We start from the raw sequence: 17866 nt of genomic DNA, 5'->3' as shown, positions 1-17866 counted from the left end.
TATTCTTTAATTGTATAACATATTAACAGATTTATTGTAACACATTAAAGAGGGTGGAGAGATTTTTTTTCGAAAAAAGTAGGACACAATGGTTCATATAGTCGAAAAAGAACTGGTCATATTGGAAATATTTAAGGAAATTAACAAAAAGCGAGTAGTTGTTGATTTCCACTCCAGGGTGCTTGCTTTCCGCGGGGCGGGCGGTGAGCCTCCGCTTTTCTTACTTTCCCGCTTCTCCCGCAGGAGTCGAGCACCCTTCCGTTCCAATCAACTTAGTTTTAAATGTTTTACCATTACTCCTAGTGGAAACAACCTTCTATACAATAGTACAGCTTTAAGAATCTATGACTTCATCTGCTCCAATTCTTCCGCTGACATTTTTTCACGCCAGATTGTCGCTCCTAGGCCTTCGAGCTTGGCAACGAGGTCGCTGTAGCCGCGGTCGATATGTTCGAGACCGGTCACTTCTGTGATTCCTTCTGCCATTAGGCCGGCGATGACAAGGGCCGCTCCTGCGCGCAGATCACTTGCTTTCACTTTGGCGCCTTGTAATTGTACAGGTCCATTGACGATGGCCGAGCGACCTTCCACCTTGATCGTCGCATTCATTCTTCTCAGTTCATCGATATGCTTGAAGCGGGCTGAATAGATGGTGTCTGTTACGACAGCGGAACCTTCTGCCCGGTTCAATAATGTGGTAAACGGCTGCTGCAGATCTGTCGGGAACCCTGGGTACACCAGTGTTTTCACGTCAACGGATTTGAGCTTGTCCGCTCTGCCGATATAGATTTGATCGTCGTTTGTTTCAACAGGAACGCCCATCTCACGGAGCTTGGCAATGACAGATTCCATATGTAATGGGATAACGTTGTCAACAAGCACACCTTTCCCGACTGCTGCTGCAAGAATCATGAACGTTCCAGCTTCTATCCGGTCAGGGATGATTGTATGACGGCAGCCGTGAAGCTCGTCTACACCATCAATGCGGATCACATCGGTTCCTGCCCCTTTGATCTTCGCACCCATATTACTTAGTAATGTAGCTACGTCGATGATCTCAGGTTCTTTTGCCGCATTTTCAATAATCGTTCTGCCTTTTGCCCGTACAGCGGCAAGCATAATATTAATGGTTGCCCCTACACTGACAACGTCAAGGTAGATACGGGCACCCTTTAATTCATCGGCGCGTAAATATATCGCACCTTGTTCATTCGTCACTTCTGCTCCAAGAGCCTCGAAGCCCTTGATGTGTTGATCAATCGGACGCGGGCCAAGATGACATCCACCCGGTAATCCGATGACCGCTTTTTTGAATCGTCCAAGCATCGCTCCCATTAAATAATAGGAAGCACGAAGCTTCTTCACCTTTCCGCTCGGTAAAGGCATGGACACCATTTGGCTTGGATCTACACTCATATCCCCATCTTCCAACGTGACTGAACCACCGATCTCTTCTAATAGATCTTTCAGTGTCCGTACATCAGAGATGTCTGGTAACCCTTCGATTGTGACTGGTGAATCAGCAAGAATGGTTGCCGGGATCAAGGCTACCGCACTATTTTTGGCCCCACTGACTTTAATGGTTCCTTCAAGGGGATAACCTCCTGCAATTTTTAGCTTTTCCATATTAAACTCCCTTCCACTGTTCGTTGACGAAGAAGCCCCATGGCTGTAAGACTCCGCACACCAAGAACAAAAAGGATTATTTTTCCAATAGAAGACGTTCTAAGAAGTATTGTCTACTAGTGTATACATAATTCGTCAAAACATGTATAGGATAATCGAATTTTTTTAGGTTAGACCGATTGACCTAAGATTAGCGGTTGTTCCAATCATTCAGAAACGCTTCAATTCCTTTATCCGTCAGCGGATGATGGAACAATTGCTTCAACACTTTCAGAGGCACTGTCGCAATATGCGCTCCTCTTAAGGCAGCTTCAGTAATATGCTGAGGGTGACGGGTTGAAGCTGCAATGATTTCTGTTTCCAAACCATGAATCGCAAAGATTTCAGCGATCTTGGATACAAGCTCAAGACCATCATGACCGATATCATCTAATCTTCCTAAAAAAGGCGAAACATACGTCGCTCCAGCACGAGCCGCTAAAAGCGCTTGGTTCGCACTAAAAATCAGCGTGACATTTGTCTTAATTCCTTCTTTAGCAAAAGTAGATGTCGCTTTCAGGCCATCCGGCGTCATTGGAAGCTTAACCGTAATGTTAGGTGCGATCTTAGCAAGCTCCCTGCCCTCTTTGATCATTCCTTCAGCATCTGTCGCGATGACTTCAGCGCTTACAGAACCAGGAACTAAATCTGTGATTTCTTTTAATCGATCTTCAAATGTTACGTTTTTTTCTTTCGCGACAAGCGACGGATTCGTTGTCACTCCTGAAAGAATACCCCATTCAAATGCTTCTTGAATTTCACTCATGTTTGCTGTGTCTATGAAAAATTTCATTCACTATACCCCATTTTCGACAAAATTTTCAATCATCTTTTAATGAACGGAAGGGACTGACCCAAAAAGGTATCAACCCTCTCCTGGTGCCAGTCCCATCCTACCGCTTCATTCTTTTTCTACCACATAAGGAATGTCCGTAATCTATCACGAAGGACTTTCCAAACATTACCTATCTATTACGCTTGGTTAGAAGAACCAAATTCGCGCATTTTTCCAGCAACTGTCGCTTTGATCGCTTCACGAGCCGGCCCCATGTATTTACGTGGATCATATACTTCAGTGTCAGCTGCAAGCACTTCACGTACTGCTTTAGCTGAAGCAATTTGGTTTTCAGTGTTTACGTTGATTTTAGCAGTTCCGTAAGAAATCGCTTTTTGGATATCTTTTGTAGGAATTCCAGTACCACCGTGAAGTACTAGAGGTACTCCAGTCGCCGCACCGATTTCTTCCATTTCTTTGAATCCAAGATTTGGTTCACCTTTGTAAGGACCGTGAACAGAACCAAGTGCAGGTGCAAGTGTATCAATACCAGTGCGTTCCACTAATTCTTGACACTCTTTTGGATCTGCATAGATAACGCCATCTGCTACTACGTCATCCTCTTGTCCACCAACAGTTCCAAGCTCAGCTTCAACAGAAACACCTTTAGAGTGGGCATATTCAACCACTTTAGAAGTGATTTCAATGTTCTCCTCAAAAGGACCGTGAGAAGCGTCGATCATAACAGAAGTAAATCCTGCATCTATTGCTTCTTTACATTTGTCATAGCTTGAACCGTGGTCCAAGTGGATCGCAACAGGTACTGTGATGTTTAAGTCTTCCATAAGACCTTCAACCATTTTCACAACTGTTTTGAAGCCGCTCATGTAACGCGCTGCCCCTTCAGAAACACCAAGGATGACAGGTGATTTTTCTTCTTCAGCCGCTTGTAAGATCGCTTGAGTGAACTCAAGGTTATTCAGGTTGAATTGACCTACCGCATAGCTGTTTTCTTTTGCTTGAATTAGCATGTCTTTCATTGAAACTAAAGGCATAGTAATTTCCTCCTTTTATTCAGTCAGTGAGCCATTCTAGTAGAAATGGCGGTGTTATTTATAGCACCATGTGACATTGTTTACAATTTCACTTGTATCATACCAAAACAGAATTGATTTTACCAACTGAAGAGGCGAATTGTTAAAAATACTACTATTTTCACTATTCAAATAATACCATTAAGCTGGAATATATTGTTTTACCGCCTGTCTGATGTCGTCGATATCAAACGGCTTCGCAAAATGAGTAAGCGCTCCCAAATCCTTTGCTTCCTGAATCATATCCAATTCTCCGTACGCTGTCATAATAATGACGCGGATATCTGCATCCTTCTGCTTCATTCTCTTCAGGATTTCGATCCCATCCATACCCGGAATCTTCATATCCAGCAAAACCAAATCAGGGGAATGCTGATCTACAATTTCAAGCGCCTGGATTCCGTTCGCTGCCTGAAATGTTTGGTAGCCTTCCTTTTGTAACACTTCATTTAATAGAATCCTAATACCAAATTGATCGTCTACAATAAGAATTTTCTCATTCATCCATCCCAATCCCCTTCATTATTAAAGTAAGTTATGTATTACTAAGCAAAATAACCGGCTAATAATTGTATATTTATTACTAATTCTCTTTTTCCTGTAAAAAATCCTGCTTCTTATCAAGATTTTACTTAAGACCTTTTCCCCCTTTATAATAAGCGTTACGATGACAAATGTCGAAGCTAAATATATAAGGAGAGTTCATTCTATGATAAAAATGTTTACAACACAGTTAACTGGACTGTTCAAACGCATTTATGATAAGCAGGAATTCGAAATTGAAGACGGTGCCCGCCTGCTTGCCCAAGCTGCCATCGGGCAGGGGAATATTTACATTGCAGGTCACGGGGAGATGGAAGCCGTCACAGCCGAGGCTTTGTTTGGTGCTGAACCTCTTCCTTCTGCTAAAAGATATAATGGTTCTACCCAACTGACGGAAGCTGATCGTGTATTAGTCGTCAGCCGCTTTTCAACTGATGAGGATGCTGTGGAGTTAGGGAAAAAACTGGCTGATGAAGGTGTGCCATTCGTGGCTGTCTCTGGATTGGTAGAGGGTGCAGAGAATCTGTTGGACTTAGCCGATGTTCACTTAGATACGAAAGTGATCAAAGGCATGCTTCCAGGCGATGAAATCGGTGAGCGTGTAAGCTTCCCTTCCAGCATGGCTGCCCTTTATCTTTATTTTGCGCTGGGGTTTGTGATCCGTGAGATGTTGGAGGAGTATGAGGAGTAATCCTCAACCAAAAAAAAGAGAGGCATCCAAATAGGGCGCCTCTCTTACAAACTTCAAGCCCCCCGCACCTTCTTGGCATGCACATACGTCACTGCCAATGCCAATACCAGTACGCTTCCTTTAATAATTTCAAATGCATAGTATGGTAGATTCATCATCGTCAATCCATTCAGCAGGACCCCTATCAACGCTGCCCCAAAGAAGGTGCCGAGGATATTCGGTTTTCCTGCGCCCAAGACGGAGAAGCCGACAAACACAGCGGCGACTGCTTCCATGAGGAGCGGGCCACCGGCATCCATCTGTCCTGATCCGACCCGGGCTGTGAACAGGATTCCTCCAATCGATGCGAATACACCTGAGAGAACGTAGGCAATCAACTTCACCCGGGTCACCCTGACACCTGATAAGCGTGACGCTTCTGCGTTACCCCCTGTCATATACAAAATGCGCCCCCATCTCGTGAAATGCATGATCACATAGACGATTCCGACCAACACGAGCATGATCCATACCGGTACCGGCAATCCGAGCCACTTTCCCTGGCCGATCCAGAGGAACGCTTCTGAAAATTCCCCCGGGGCTGTCCCGCCAGTTGTCATCGGCATATGATTGTAGATCGAGTACCCTTCCGTATACGTCCGATGAACACCTGAAATGATATACATGGCCCCTAATGTAGCAAGCAAATCCGGAATTCCAAATTTAACGATCAACAGCGAATTGAATAACCCGACTCCCGCTCCCACCAACAATGGAACAAGGAGCACGATCCACAACGGCGCTTCATACCAGACCATCAATGAAGCCGTCACAACGGTAGACAGGGAAACCGTCGATCCCACTGAAAGGTCAAAGCCATCGACGACGAGAGTAAAGGTTACCCCTAATGCCACTAATGTGACGATGGAAATCGAGCGGAGAATGTCTGATAGATTTCCATAGGTGAAGAAAAATGGATTATATAAGCTGAAAAATAGTAGAATCGCGGCCATCAACACGATGGCCCCGTATTTAAATAGTAAGTCGAGTATCTTGCCTTTCATGCGCTTGGATCCCTCCTGAAGCATAATACAATATGAGTTCTTGAGTTGCTTCTTCTTTTGTCAGTTCTTTGACGATCCGGCCATCATACATGACGAGTATCCGGTCCGAAATCGCCAGGATTTCTTGTATTTCACAGGAAAAGTAGAGAATACCCTTCTCTTTTTCTGCAAGGGATTGAATCAGGGAAAATATCTCTTTCTTCGCTCCCACGTCCACGCCCTTCGTCGGTTCATCAAATAAAAACACCGAAGCTTCATCGGACAGCCATTTCCCTATTGAAACCTTCTGCTGGTTTCCTCCGCTTAAAAAGTTGGCCTGGATTCTTTCATGAGCGGTTTTAATTCCAAGGGATCGGATTTTTTCACGGGCCAGCTCACGTTCTTTGCGACCGTTGATCCATAACCAGTTGGAGACTTTTCTTAAAGAAGGAAAGCTAAGGTTGTGCTGAACGGTTTCATGAATGAACAACCCTTCTTTTCGTCTTTCTTCCGGAACAAGTGCCAGACCATTTTGAACCGCATCCCGGGGAGAGTGAATCCTCAGCTTCTTTCCTCCCAGAAAATAGTCACCCGATTCTACCTGAGAGGCTCCGAATAAGGCTTTGGCAAGCTCGGTTTTTCCCGCTCCCACAAGCCCGACCACTCCGACTACTTCTCCTGCCTTAACGGATAAATGGATATCCTTCACCTTTTGTCCGTCTTCGAGCCCCCTCACTTCGTAAAGCGTTTCACCGATCGGCAGCGTTCTTTTCTGAAACTCTTCTCTATATGTTCCTCCAAGCATGGCTTCAATGATCTTGTGAGAGGTTGTTTGTTGTGTTCCAAACGTTCCAATGGTCTCTCCGTCTCTCATGACCGTGATGCGATCGGAAAGCTGAAATACTTCCGGGAGCCTGTGAGAGATGAAAATGACCCCTACTCTCTCTTTCTTTAAATCTTCTATGACTCGGAATAACTTTTCCGTCTCAGAAGAACTTAAAGGTGCCGTTGGTTCATCCAAAATCAATACTTTCGCTTGTTGAAGCAGGCTTCTGGCAATGAGCACCAGCTGCTTTTCAGCGAGACTTAAGTGTGACGCAGGCTGACCGAGGGGAATGGTTTCTGCCCCGATGCGTCTAAGCGCCTCCGACGCTTCTTTCTTTAATGACTTTTTAGTAATAAAGAAGGAACCTTTTTGTGAGAACTGATCAAGGACGATATTTTCCGCTACAGAAAGTCCAGGGACAATGGCCGTGTCCACTTCCTGGTACACGCAATGGATGCCATGCTCCTTCGCTTTTTTCGGAGATTGATAGTCTCTTTTTTCAGAGTGAAGGATGATGTCTCCGCTGTCCTGCACATAGGCTCCTGATAAAATCTTCATCAGCGTACTTTTCCCTGCACCATTCGCCCCCAAGAGGGCATGGACCTCCCCCTCTTTCACATCGAAGCTTGCATTCTTTAGGGCTTTCACTCCTGAGAAGGTTTTATTGATATCGATCATTTCTAACAGTGGAGACGTCATCTCTTTTAACTCCTTTCTACTCTTTGAACGATTCTTCAAGCGTTTTTAATTCATCTGTATAGCCTTGCTCACTTGCTCCCCAGCCATCTACATGCTCGTGTAATTGATCTGTGGTAATCGTTTCTCCAGGCAATGCTTCTTTTTCAATAAATACCGGCTCAAGCTTTACTTTCTCAGGCGTTTCCTCGCCATTTAGCTTTTGATATAAAAACCGGACCTGCACGCGTCCGATATCTTTCGGATCAACGGCTGCCGATGCCACCCACGGGCTTCCATCTTTTTGAATGATTTGCAGGTCTTCATCACTCATGTCGATTCCATATACTTTGATTTCATCTCTCCCTGCCGCTTCGATTGCCCGAACGGCGCCTTTTGCAAATTCATCCCAAGCAGCCCAAACAGCATCGATGTCACCTTTGTTCGGATACTGTTTCAATATGGCCTCCATTTGAGCCTGTGTATCCAGTGCTGTATTCTGAGTAGCCGCTCCAAATGCCGCCACCTCTTTAATATCAGGATTTTTTTCTAAAAACTCCTGATAGGCTACTTGGCGTCTTTCCATCGGGGCAAAGCCTGCAACCCAAATTTTCACGATCTCACCCTTACCGCCAATCTCATCTGAAAGCTTCGTCAAGGTTTGTTCAGCCATTTGCTGATCACCCTGTTCGAGGACCGTCACCTCTTCTGAAGCAACATCCGCATCGAATACGACAACCGGAATGTTTTGTTCCTTCGCTTTTTCCACCCCTGATTGCAGTGCTTCTTTCGTTCCATGATCGATGAGGATCCCATCAAACTTTTGATTGATGGCCGCATCCAGGTTAGAAGACATTTTTGCCAGGTCCCCTTCAGACGTAAATACTTGAACCTTGCCCCCAAACTTCTCTACCTGCTCTTTGACACCTTCTATGTATTGAGCGGAAAATGTCCCTAAATTGATTTGCATAATAAGGGCGATCTTTTTATTGGCCAATGGATGATCAGATGTTGCTTCCTTCTTCTCTCCACTGTCTGCGTCCGCCTCCTGGGATACCTTTGGCTGACAAGCGACTAAACTGAAAATAAGTGCGAGTAATACGAATAATGATGCCGTTTTTTTCATCTTTCTTTTCTCCTCCCGAGGTGATATGCCTCAATTTTTTAAAATATTCTTTTCATAAAAGATATTTGTTGTTTTAAAACCGGGATCTGCAAAGGCTCTGTCAACCAGTATGGCTGGATGGTGAGGGGAACCGCTCCGCTTGCAGCTAGCGTACGGCCGAGCCTCCTCAGCTTCGCTTCCGGGGTCTCGGCACGCCCGTTTTTCCGCAGGAGTCTACGCAGTTCCCCTCACCATCTATAAGAGATTTCCGTGACAGAGCTCAGTATTGACAGAGCAATCTAAAGGAAAGTATCCCTACTTTAAAGCTATTATCGACCTCCGTACACCTGGAGCGGAAATCAATCAGCACTTTCCCTTTAAAAGCAACAAAGTTCACAAAACATTCTTTGCAAATAAAAAAACCCCTTTTCCCAAGAGAAAAGAGGTTTATGTATAAATAAACGTACTCTTATCACTCAGGAAATTCTTCCTGCAGGTCTTAGCACCTTTCCGTCTAAACGGTAGGTTGCCGGGCGTCATCGGGCCAGTCCCTCTGCCAACTCTTTATAAGAGATTATGAAATTTGGTATAGTTCGCATGCGCTATAAACGATATGTTAACGATATGCGGGAATATTGTCAATATTCTTTTTTGGAAAATTTTATAGATGAGATTAAAGAGGAGTTCGTGAAAATTGTCGTTATTTGTAGAATGGTCGATAAATTCCGATTCCCCTTAAAAATCGGCCACCCCCACCCTAAAAAAAACCGCCCTCCCAAACCAGGGAGAGCAGTTACATAATCAAATCTTATTTCTCACCATACGCAAGTGACGCTTCCACGAAGTCTCTGAATAGAGGCTGCGGGCGTGTCGGGCGTGAAGTGAATTCAGGATGGAATTGAGATGCGACGAACCATGGGTGATCGCTTAGCTCGATGATTTCCACAAGACGGCCATCAGGGCTTGTGCCTGAGAAGATGAAGCCGGCTTTTTCCATTTGCTCACGGTAGTGATTGTTGAATTCGAAGCGGTGGCGGTGACGCTCATAAACCACTTCTCCGTCGTAGGCCGCATAGGCTTTTGAACCTTTTGTCAGCTTACATGGGTATAGTCCAAGACGCAGTGTCCCACCAAGATCTTCGATGTCCTTTTGTTCTGGTAAAAGGTCGATGACAGGGTATGGCGTTTCAGGATTTAACTCAGCAGAGTGAGCTCCTTCCAATCCAAGAACATTACGTGCGTATTCTACAGATGCCAGCTGCATACCAAGGCAGATTCCGAGGAAAGGTACCTTGTTTTCACGGGCATATTGAGTCGCAGCGATTTTCCCTTCTACTCCACGGTCACCGAAGCCACCTGGTACAAGGATTCCATCTACATCTGCCAGTTTTTCTGCTACATTTGCGTTGTCGATCAGCTCAGAGTTCAACCATCTTACTTCGATGTCGCTATCGAAATGGTAGCCTGCGTGACGAAGGGCTTCCACTACTGAGATATACGCATCCTGCAGTTCAACATACTTCCCTACCAGGGCGATTCTTGTTTTACGGGACAGGTTTTTCACTCTATCAACGAGTTCATTCCACTCGGTCATGTCTGCTTCGTGGCAATTAAGCTTCAAGTGCTGACATGTGATTTCATCAAGCTTTTGATCCTGTAGTGCAAGTGGTACAGAGTATAGTGTATCTGCGTCCATTGCTTCGATTACAGCATTTTTATCAATATCACAGAATAACGCGATTTTGTCTTTCATGTCTTGAGTCATTGGCATTTCTGTACGCACGACGATGACATTTGGCTGTATACCAAGACTGCGAAGCTCTTTTACGCTATGCTGAGTCGGTTTTGTTTTCATTTCACCAGCTGCTTTGATGTAAGGTACAAGTGTACAGTGGATATACATCACATTGTCACGGCCTACATCGCTCTTGATCTGGCGAATGGCTTCAAGGAATGGCAGAGATTCGATATCCCCTACTGTTCCGCCGATTTCCGTGATCACGACATCTGAATTGGTTTCGCGTCCGGCACGGTATACGCGCTCTTTGATTTCATTCGTGATGTGTGGGATAACTTGTACCGTTCCACCAAGATAATCACCGCGACGCTCTTTCTTCAGTACAGTTGAATAGATTTTACCCGTTGTCACAGAGCTGTATTTCGTTAAGTTTATATCAACGAAACGCTCGTAGTGACCTAAGTCAAGATCCGTTTCTGCACCATCATCGGTTACGAATACTTCACCGTGCTGATATGGACTCATCGTTCCTGGATCCACGTTGATGTATGGATCAAACTTCTGGATCGTGACGCTCACTCCACGGTTTTTCAATAGTCTACCAAGGGACGCTGCTGTGATCCCTTTCCCTAGTGACGACACTACGCCGCCTGTTACGAAAATATACTTAGTCATGTATATGTCCCCCTTCAAAGTAAGTTTGGTTCAAAAAAAGTAGAGGGTGTCTCCTATGTATTCATGTCATGAATTTATCTTGTTCAAAGAAGGACAAGTCCATTCTCATAAAATAAATTCATCTGCATAAACCGCTAAAAGACAGCCTCTTATTATCAATATACATAAAAATGTAAGGGGTTTTGAAAAGATAGATCCTCCACACATAAGGTTTAGGTAAAACCCTATTATGTCAAAGCTTTCTTCTTACAAAAATAAAAAACGCCCCGCTTACAAACATGTAAGGGGAGCGTGATATACGTTATTCGTCCCTTTTTAGGGAGCCCAAATAAAATACTACCTTCCTGTGAGGAAGAAGTCAAGCACTGAATAAGAATAGAATTTTCAATCATTTTGAGCATATTAAAAAGCTCCCCGAAGGCAAAATACCTTTTGGGGAGCAGCCATTCCAGTCGAAGAGATTACTTCTCTTCCTCATCTTCTTCTAACTCTTCTTCTTCGTCTTCATCATCATCTACTTCATCAAATTCATCGATTTCGAGTTCATCATCGTCTTCATCGATGTCCAGATCTTCGTCTTCATCGTCAACGGCATCCACATCGTCGTCGTCATCCGTCAGATCGTCGTCATCGTCCGTGTCATCAAGGTCATCGTAATCAAGATCTTCATCGTCCAGATCATCGAAATCATCCAGATCCAGATCTTCATCTTCTTTTTTCTTCGCTTTTTTCTTTTTGCTGGATTTCATTGTTGGAACGGTTTCTTCCTCAATTTGATCAACCGGATACCATTCTCTTAATCCCCAACGATTATCACCCATGGCAATAAAGCGTCCATCGATATTCAGGTCCGTATAGAATTGAAGTAAACGGCTGCGAACCTCTTTATCAGAGATTTCAAGCAAACCTTTAATTTCTTTGACTACTTCTTCGAATGCCATTGCTTGCTTTTTCTCTACTAAAATTTCATGTGCCAACTCAATAAATGATGTTTGACGTAATTCTTCTTTGGATAACTGCTTAAGACTCAATTTACGCACTTCCTTTCTCTATTTCACACTCTACTAAGTAGAGTAAAAAAGGGCAAAAATTCTCCATTATCAATTCTAACCATATTAATCATTATAAACAATATAAAAGACTTTATGCTATAGCTATCTAGTTTTTCTCGCATTTTTTTCACAACCTGGGGTCAGGATGGCCTCCCACTTTCCCACTCCTCTTCTTTTTCACCGTTTCGGATCACACGGAACGCTTCATAGAAAAGATAGAAAGAGAGTAGAAAAAAAGGAATCGCCCCTAATTGCAATTGATATAGAAATACAGCTGCGAATATGATGATGGTCAATAGTATATAACGAAAAATGGTCTTCACAGTCTCACATCCAAACGTATATATCGTTCTTATCCATTCACCTGTCTGATAATTCTCATTATAAAGGAAATGATACCCGACTACTATTAAGATCGTGTTAAAAATTGGTTGATTTTGTTTAAAGGATAGACTGTTTATGGACTTTTTAAACATATTTCGTTATGTGTGCAAGGTTGTTAATACGTTTATTGATACCCCTGCTATAGAGGCACCTAGAAAAAGAGACCACTGCATCACCACAGTAGTCTCTTTTTCTTCTATGTTGTTACATATTACGACGGTATTGCCCGCCTACTTCGTAGAGGGCTCGTGTGATTTGGCCAAGACTGGCTACTTTCACGGTTTCCATGAGTTCTTCAAAGATGTTTCCTCCGTTCACTGCTGCTTGTTTTAAGCGGGTCAGTGCTTCTTCGGATTTGTCTTTGTGTTGTGATTGGAAGTCTCGCAGGTTATGAATTTGTGTTTCTTTCTCTTCCTTCGTTGCACGTGCAAGTTCCATACTGTCCATTTGTTCCTCTGAAGGCGGGGTTGGATTCAGGTACGTGTTCACTCCCACGATCGGAAGTTCCCCGGAATGCTTTTTCATTTCGTAGTACATGGATTCCTCTTGGATTTTCCCCCGTTGATACTGGGTTTCCATCGATCCAAGTACGCCGCCTCGATCATTCAGGCGATCAAATTCTGTCAGAACCATTTCCTCCACTAGATCGGTCAGCTCTTCTGCGATGAATGATCCTTGAAGCGGATTTTCATTTTTCGAAAGTCCGTGTTCTTTCGTGATGATCATCTGAATCGCCATGGCACGACGGACCGATTCCTCTGTAGGTGTCGTGATGGCTTCATCATAAGCATTGGTATGCAGGGAGTTACAGTTATCCTGCAGGGCCATCAAGGCTTGAAGCGTCGTACGGATATCGTTGAAGTCAATCTCCTGGGCATGAAGGGAGCGACCTGATGTTTGAATATGATACTTCAACTTTTGACTTCTTTCATTGGCACCATATTTATCCCGCATCACCGTTGACCAAATGCGGCGGGCCACACGTCCGATCACTGTATACTCGGGATCGAGTCCGTTCGAGAAGAAGAACGATAAATTTGGTGCAAACGCATTGATGTCCATTCCGCGACTTAAATAGTATTCAACGTACGTGAACCCGTTCGCCAATGTGAAGGCAAGTTGTGAAATCGGATTGGCTCCCGCTTCCGCGATATGATAGCCGGAAATCGATACAGAGTAATAGTTTCTTACTTTGTGATCGATGAAGTACTGCTGAATGTCACCCATCATGCGAAGGGCAAATTCAGTCGAGAAGATACACGTGTTTTGTCCCTGATCCTCTTTTAATATATCGGCTTGCACGGTTCCACGAACGACTTGCAGCGTTTGTTCCTTTACTTCCATATACTCTTCCACCGTCAGCACACGGCCAAGCTCTTCTTCTTTCATACGGATCTGCTGATCGATCGCCGTGTTCATATACATAGCCAGAATGATCGGGGCAGGTCCATTGATCGTCATGGAAACGGACGTAGAAGGAGCACATAAATCAAAGCCGGCATATAGCTTTTTCATATCCTCAAGTGTACAAATGCTTACGCCGCTCTCCCCTACTTTTCCGTAGATGTCCGGACGGTGATCCGGATCTTCACCATATAACGTTACAGAATCAAACGCTGTACTCAGGCGTTTCGCGTCATCATCTTTAGATAGATAGTGGAAACGGCGGTTCGTCCGTTCAGGAGTCCCTTCACCGGCAAACTGACGCTTCGGATCTTCCCCTTTTCGTTTAAAAGGAAATACTCCTGCTGTATAAGGGAATGAGCCTGGAACATTTTCTTTGTATACCCAATCCAAAATTTGACCATAGTCCTTGTATTTCGGAAGGGATACTTTCGGAATATCGAGACCCGACAAGCTCTTTGTCTTCAATTCAGTGACAATTTCTTTATCACGGACTTTCGTGATGAACTGATCTTTGCTGTAGGTTTCTTTTAACCCATCCCATTTTTGTAAAATCTGTTTCGATTCAGCTGTTAATTTATTTTCGACTTCTTCTTTTAATGTTTGAAGGGAAGTGACGACTCCATCATTCGTTTCTTTTTCGTTGACCGCTTCGATTGCCCCTTCAAGCTGGAACAGTCGGCGGGCAAGGTTCACTTGCTCTTCTGCTTTTTTGTGATAGTTACGGACGGTTTCCGCGATTTCACGCAGATAATAACGACGGTTATTTGGGATGATGACGTTTTGTTTTTCCACATCGACGTCCTTGGAGAAGCTTGTTTTCCAGTCCAGCTCCATTTTCTTATTCACGGTTTCCACGATCGCAGCAAATAGTGCATTCGTTCCTGGGTCGTTGAACTGGCTGGCAATCGTCCCGTATACCGGCATGTCATCTAAGTCTTTATCAAAAAGTAAGTGGCTGCGCTGATACTGTTTCTGCACCTGACGTCTTGCATCCTCGGAGCCTTTGCGCTCAAATTTATTGATGACGATGAGGTCGGCAAAATCGATCATATCGATTTTCTCAAGCTGTGAGGGAGCACCGAACTCACTTGTCATGACGTACATGGACATGTCACAGATTTCAGCGATTTCCGCATCCCCCTGCCCGATTCCGCTCGTTTCGACCACGATCAAGTCATAGCCTGCTGCTTTGACCACATTGATCGCATCTTTGATGGCCAGTGAAAGCTCCGTTTTGGATCCACGGGTTGCAAGGCTTCGCATATAGACACGAGGATTGAAGATCGCGTTCATACGGATACGGTCCCCTAGAAGGGCTCCGCCCGTTTTTTGTTTCGTAGGATCGATGGATAGTATCGCGATCTTCTTTTCAGGAAGCTCGTTTATGAAACGACGGATCAGTTCATCCGTCAGGGAGCTCTTCCCTGCTCCACCTGTTCCTGTGATTCCCAGAACAGGAACTTTTTTCGCTAAGTTCTTTATTTCAGAAAAAACGGTTTGGGCCGTCGCCGCCACTTCTTCATTCGCTCCGACTTGATATTCAGCGAGTGAAATCAGCTTGGAGATCGTGTTTACATTACCAGAAGAAAGCTTTTCAACCTCTTGATTCACGCTTCCTTTAATCGTTGGAAAATCACATTCCTCGATCATGTTGTTGATCATTCCTTGAAGACCATGCTTTCGACCGTCTTCAGGTGAGAAGATGCGGGCAATGCCGTATTCATGGAGTTCCTTGATTTCACGTGGAATGATCACGCCCCCGCCTCCGCCATAAATGCGGATATGAGACGCTCCCCTTTCTTTCAAAAGATCGTACATGTATTTGAAATATTCAACGTGTCCACCCTGATAAGAGGAAATCGCGATTCCCTGTACATCTTCCTGAATGGCAGCATTGACGACTTCCTCAACGGAGCGATTATGCCCTAAATGGATAACCTCCGCTCCACTTGCCTGGATAATCCGACGCATTATATTGATCGATGCATCATGTCCGTCAAACAGACTCGATGCCGTGACAAAACGAACATGGTGCTTTGGTTTATAAATCTCAACCGTACTCATATTATTCCCCCTGTTCTCCCTTGTTTTTCAAACCCTATGACGCCTGCAAAAGTGAGTTCGATTTGAAGATTGATGTATTCGTCTAGTGTAAAACGCTTCTGAAGTGCCCAGCGACGGAATCCCCACATCTGTCCCTGGACGAATACATTTTGAGCCAGCATATGGATTTGATCTTCATCAAGCTCAAGCTTTCCACTCTTGACACAGCCTATGATGAGATCTTCCACCATCCCCACCATTTCAAGTTCTTTACGCAGTACATATGGAAGGGCGTCCTTAGATAAAGATTTCGCCTCCTGATACATGACCAGGACTTCATCCTGCATCCGGTCCATCACTTGAAAATAGTGAGTAATCCCAAGCCTTAAGCTCTCCAGAGTTCCTTTTCCGACATCCAGCTCCTCAAGCTCCAGCCGGACCTGCTCATAAATGCTGTCACACACTAAATACAAGACATCTTCCTTTGTCCGAATATATTCATATAGCGTTCCGATACTGAATCCGGCGGCCTTTGCGATCTCTCTTGTCGTGGTGCGATGAAACCCCTTTTGTTTAAATAGAGAGACGGCCCCACGGATCATCTGATCACGCCGCTTTTCTACTAAACGCTCATCCTTAACCGAAGCATGAACTTCCCTCTTCTTATTCAAAACAACCGACCGCCTTTTCTATCCGATTCTCCCATTGACCCCATTTCAAGACCACCTGCCTCATCCCCCAACAAAGCAGAAGGTCATCTATCTCTCTAACTATATCCACTCATACCGGGTCTGGCACCCTAAAGTCGCATGCAATGATACGAACCCCTTTACACCACGAAGCATAGTAGAACCTATCAAGTGCCTGACACGCTTCAGGACGATTAAGAAATTCTCTACAAAAATCCCATTACACCCAGATCCCTACTTCGTCACCATCCGCGAAATAACCAATCTCTGAATCTCCTGCGTCCCCTCATAAATCTGCGTAATCTTCGCATCACGCATATAACGCTCCACCGGATAATCCTTCGTATAACCATACCCACCAAAGATTTGAACCGCTTCCGTTGTCACCTTCATCGCTGTATCCCCGGCCATCAGCTTCGACATCGCCGATTCTTTTCCGTATGGAAGGCCTTCTGACTCTAGCCACGCAGCTTGATAGGTTAATAGACGGGAAGCTTCGATGGACGTTGCCATATCGGCAATCTTAAATGAAATCCCTTGGTTTGCAGCAATCGGCTTCCCGAATTGCTCACGCTCTTTTGCATACTCGACAGACGCATCCAGGGCACCTTGGGCAATCCCAACTGCCTGAGCGGCGATTCCATTACGGCCGCCATCAAGAGTCATCATGGCAATTTTGAATCCGTCGCCTTCGTTTCCTAGCATGTTTTCTTTAGGTACCTTGCAGTCTTCGAATACGATCTCAGTCGTTGGCGATGAACGAATCCCGAGCTTCTTTTCTTTCTTTCCGACAGAGAACCCTTCGAAGTCTGCCTCAACGATGAACGCACTCGTTCCACGCTGGCGCTGAGAAGGATCTGTCAAAGCAAATACAATATACGTATCGGCGATCCCACCGTTAGTGATGAAAATTTTCGAGCCGTTCAATACGTAGTAATCTCCTTCTAAACGAGCCGTCGTTTTCATGCCACCAGCGTCTGAACCTGAACCCGGCTCAGTCAGACCGTAAGCACCGATCTTCTCACCTTGGGCCATCGGGCGAAGATATTTCTGCTTTTGCTCTTCTGTACCGAATTTATATACAGGCCATCCCGCTAAAGACGTATGAGCTGAAAGGGTTACCCCCGTAGAAGCACACACTCTTGAAAGCTCTTCAACGGCGATGCAGTATGCGAGGTAGTCACTCCCGATTCCACCGTACTCTTCCGGCCAAGGAATCCCCGTCAATCCAAGCTCGGCCATCTTCTTAAACAAGTCCATATCAAAGCGCTCTTCCTCATCACGCTCTGCAGCAGTCGGCGCTACCTCATTCCGCGCAAAATCACGCACCATTTTACGTATCATTTCATGCTCTTCCGATAATTTAAAATTCATCTCAATTCCTCCTCTTATCATCTATATACCGGGTCTGGCACCCTTACAAGTCAGGCGATGCCACAAACCCCTTTACACCACGAAACATCACTATCAAGATCGGGTGCC

Annotated in this window: 14 protein-coding genes and 1 riboswitch; of the genes, 1 reads left to right on the top strand and 13 read right to left on the bottom strand. The window is 44.8% G+C overall.

Annotated elements, in window-relative coordinates:
• Nucleotides 1–342: 342 nt before the first annotated feature.
• From ACFQWC_RS19405 to ACFQWC_RS19390, 4 genes are all read right to left on the bottom strand, one after another.
• Nucleotides 343–1626, bottom strand: a complete 1284-nt coding sequence (locus ACFQWC_RS19405) for a UDP-N-acetylglucosamine 1-carboxyvinyltransferase (RefSeq protein ID WP_098351489.1) — start codon at nt 1624–1626, stop codon at nt 343–345.
• 190 nt (nt 1627–1816) lie between these two features.
• Entirely contained in the window at nt 1817–2458 is a 642-nt protein-coding gene (gene fsa, locus ACFQWC_RS19400) for a fructose-6-phosphate aldolase (protein WP_299746496.1), read from the bottom strand.
• Between the two features lie 179 nt (nt 2459–2637).
• Nucleotides 2638–3495: a class IIb fructose-bisphosphate aldolase FdaB gene (fdaB, locus tag ACFQWC_RS19395; protein WP_299746498.1), complete on the bottom strand. Its 858-nt coding sequence runs from the start codon at nt 3493–3495 to the stop codon at nt 2638–2640.
• 180 nt (nt 3496–3675) lie between these two features.
• Complete coding sequence (locus ACFQWC_RS19390) at nt 3676–4038, bottom strand: response regulator (protein WP_148971206.1); 363 nt, start codon at nt 4036–4038, stop codon at nt 3676–3678.
• 205 nt (nt 4039–4243) lie between these two features.
• On the opposite strand from ACFQWC_RS19390, the gene ACFQWC_RS19385 reads away from it, so the two are divergent.
• Nucleotides 4244–4768, top strand: coding sequence for a DUF2529 domain-containing protein (locus ACFQWC_RS19385; protein WP_299746503.1), 525 nt, complete (start codon nt 4244–4246; stop codon nt 4766–4768).
• Between the two features lie 53 nt (nt 4769–4821).
• Here the strand turns inward: ACFQWC_RS19385 and ACFQWC_RS19380 are convergent, their stop codons facing one another.
• The 9 genes from ACFQWC_RS19380 to ACFQWC_RS19340 form a co-directional block, all read right to left on the bottom strand.
• The gene (locus tag ACFQWC_RS19380; RefSeq protein ID WP_299746505.1) at nt 4822–5811 is read right to left on the bottom strand and encodes an ABC transporter permease; all 990 of its coding nucleotides are present in this window, start codon (nt 5809–5811) and stop codon (nt 4822–4824) included.
• On the bottom strand, nt 5780–7315 hold the full coding sequence (locus ACFQWC_RS19375; protein WP_377108854.1) for a sugar ABC transporter ATP-binding protein: 1536 nt from the start codon (nt 7313–7315) through the stop codon (nt 5780–5782). The genes ACFQWC_RS19380 and ACFQWC_RS19375 overlap by 32 nt, the downstream gene beginning before the upstream one ends.
• Nucleotides 7316–7331: 16 nt before the next feature.
• Nucleotides 7332–8417: a sugar ABC transporter substrate-binding protein gene (locus ACFQWC_RS19370; protein WP_377108853.1), complete on the bottom strand. Its 1086-nt coding sequence runs from the start codon at nt 8415–8417 to the stop codon at nt 7332–7334.
• Between the two features lie 445 nt (nt 8418–8862).
• Nucleotides 8863–8969: riboswitch (SAM riboswitch) on the bottom strand.
• A 235-nt stretch (nt 8970–9204) separates the two neighbouring features.
• Entirely contained in the window at nt 9205–10809 is a 1605-nt protein-coding gene (locus ACFQWC_RS19365) for a CTP synthase (protein ID WP_044340571.1), read from the bottom strand.
• 461 nt (nt 10810–11270) lie between these two features.
• Complete coding sequence (gene rpoE, locus ACFQWC_RS19360; RefSeq protein ID WP_483880590.1) at nt 11271–11849, bottom strand: DNA-directed RNA polymerase subunit delta; 579 nt, start codon at nt 11847–11849, stop codon at nt 11271–11273.
• 152 nt (nt 11850–12001) lie between these two features.
• Nucleotides 12002–12184: a hypothetical protein gene (locus ACFQWC_RS19355; protein ID WP_299746522.1), complete on the bottom strand. Its 183-nt coding sequence runs from the start codon at nt 12182–12184 to the stop codon at nt 12002–12004.
• Nucleotides 12185–12449: 265 nt separating this feature from the next.
• Nucleotides 12450–15716, bottom strand: coding sequence for a fused isobutyryl-CoA mutase/GTPase IcmF (gene icmF, locus ACFQWC_RS19350; RefSeq protein ID WP_299746525.1), 3267 nt, complete (start codon nt 15714–15716; stop codon nt 12450–12452).
• A complete protein-coding gene (locus ACFQWC_RS19345; protein ID WP_299746528.1) occupies nt 15713–16366 on the bottom strand; it encodes a TetR/AcrR family transcriptional regulator in 654 nt (217 codons plus the stop codon). Before ACFQWC_RS19345 ends, icmF begins: the two co-directional genes overlap by 4 nt.
• 252 nt (nt 16367–16618) lie before the next feature.
• Entirely contained in the window at nt 16619–17758 is a 1140-nt protein-coding gene (locus ACFQWC_RS19340) for an acyl-CoA dehydrogenase (protein WP_377108851.1), read from the bottom strand.
• Between the last annotated feature and the right edge of the window lie 108 nt (nt 17759–17866).

This window comes from Rossellomorea sp. GCM10028870 (assembly GCF_042666755.1).
Classification (GTDB): Bacteria; Bacillota; Bacilli; order Bacillales; family Bacillaceae_B; genus Rossellomorea.
Note: the sequence above shows the minus strand (reverse complement) of the source record. Positions and strands in the feature narration are given on the sequence as shown.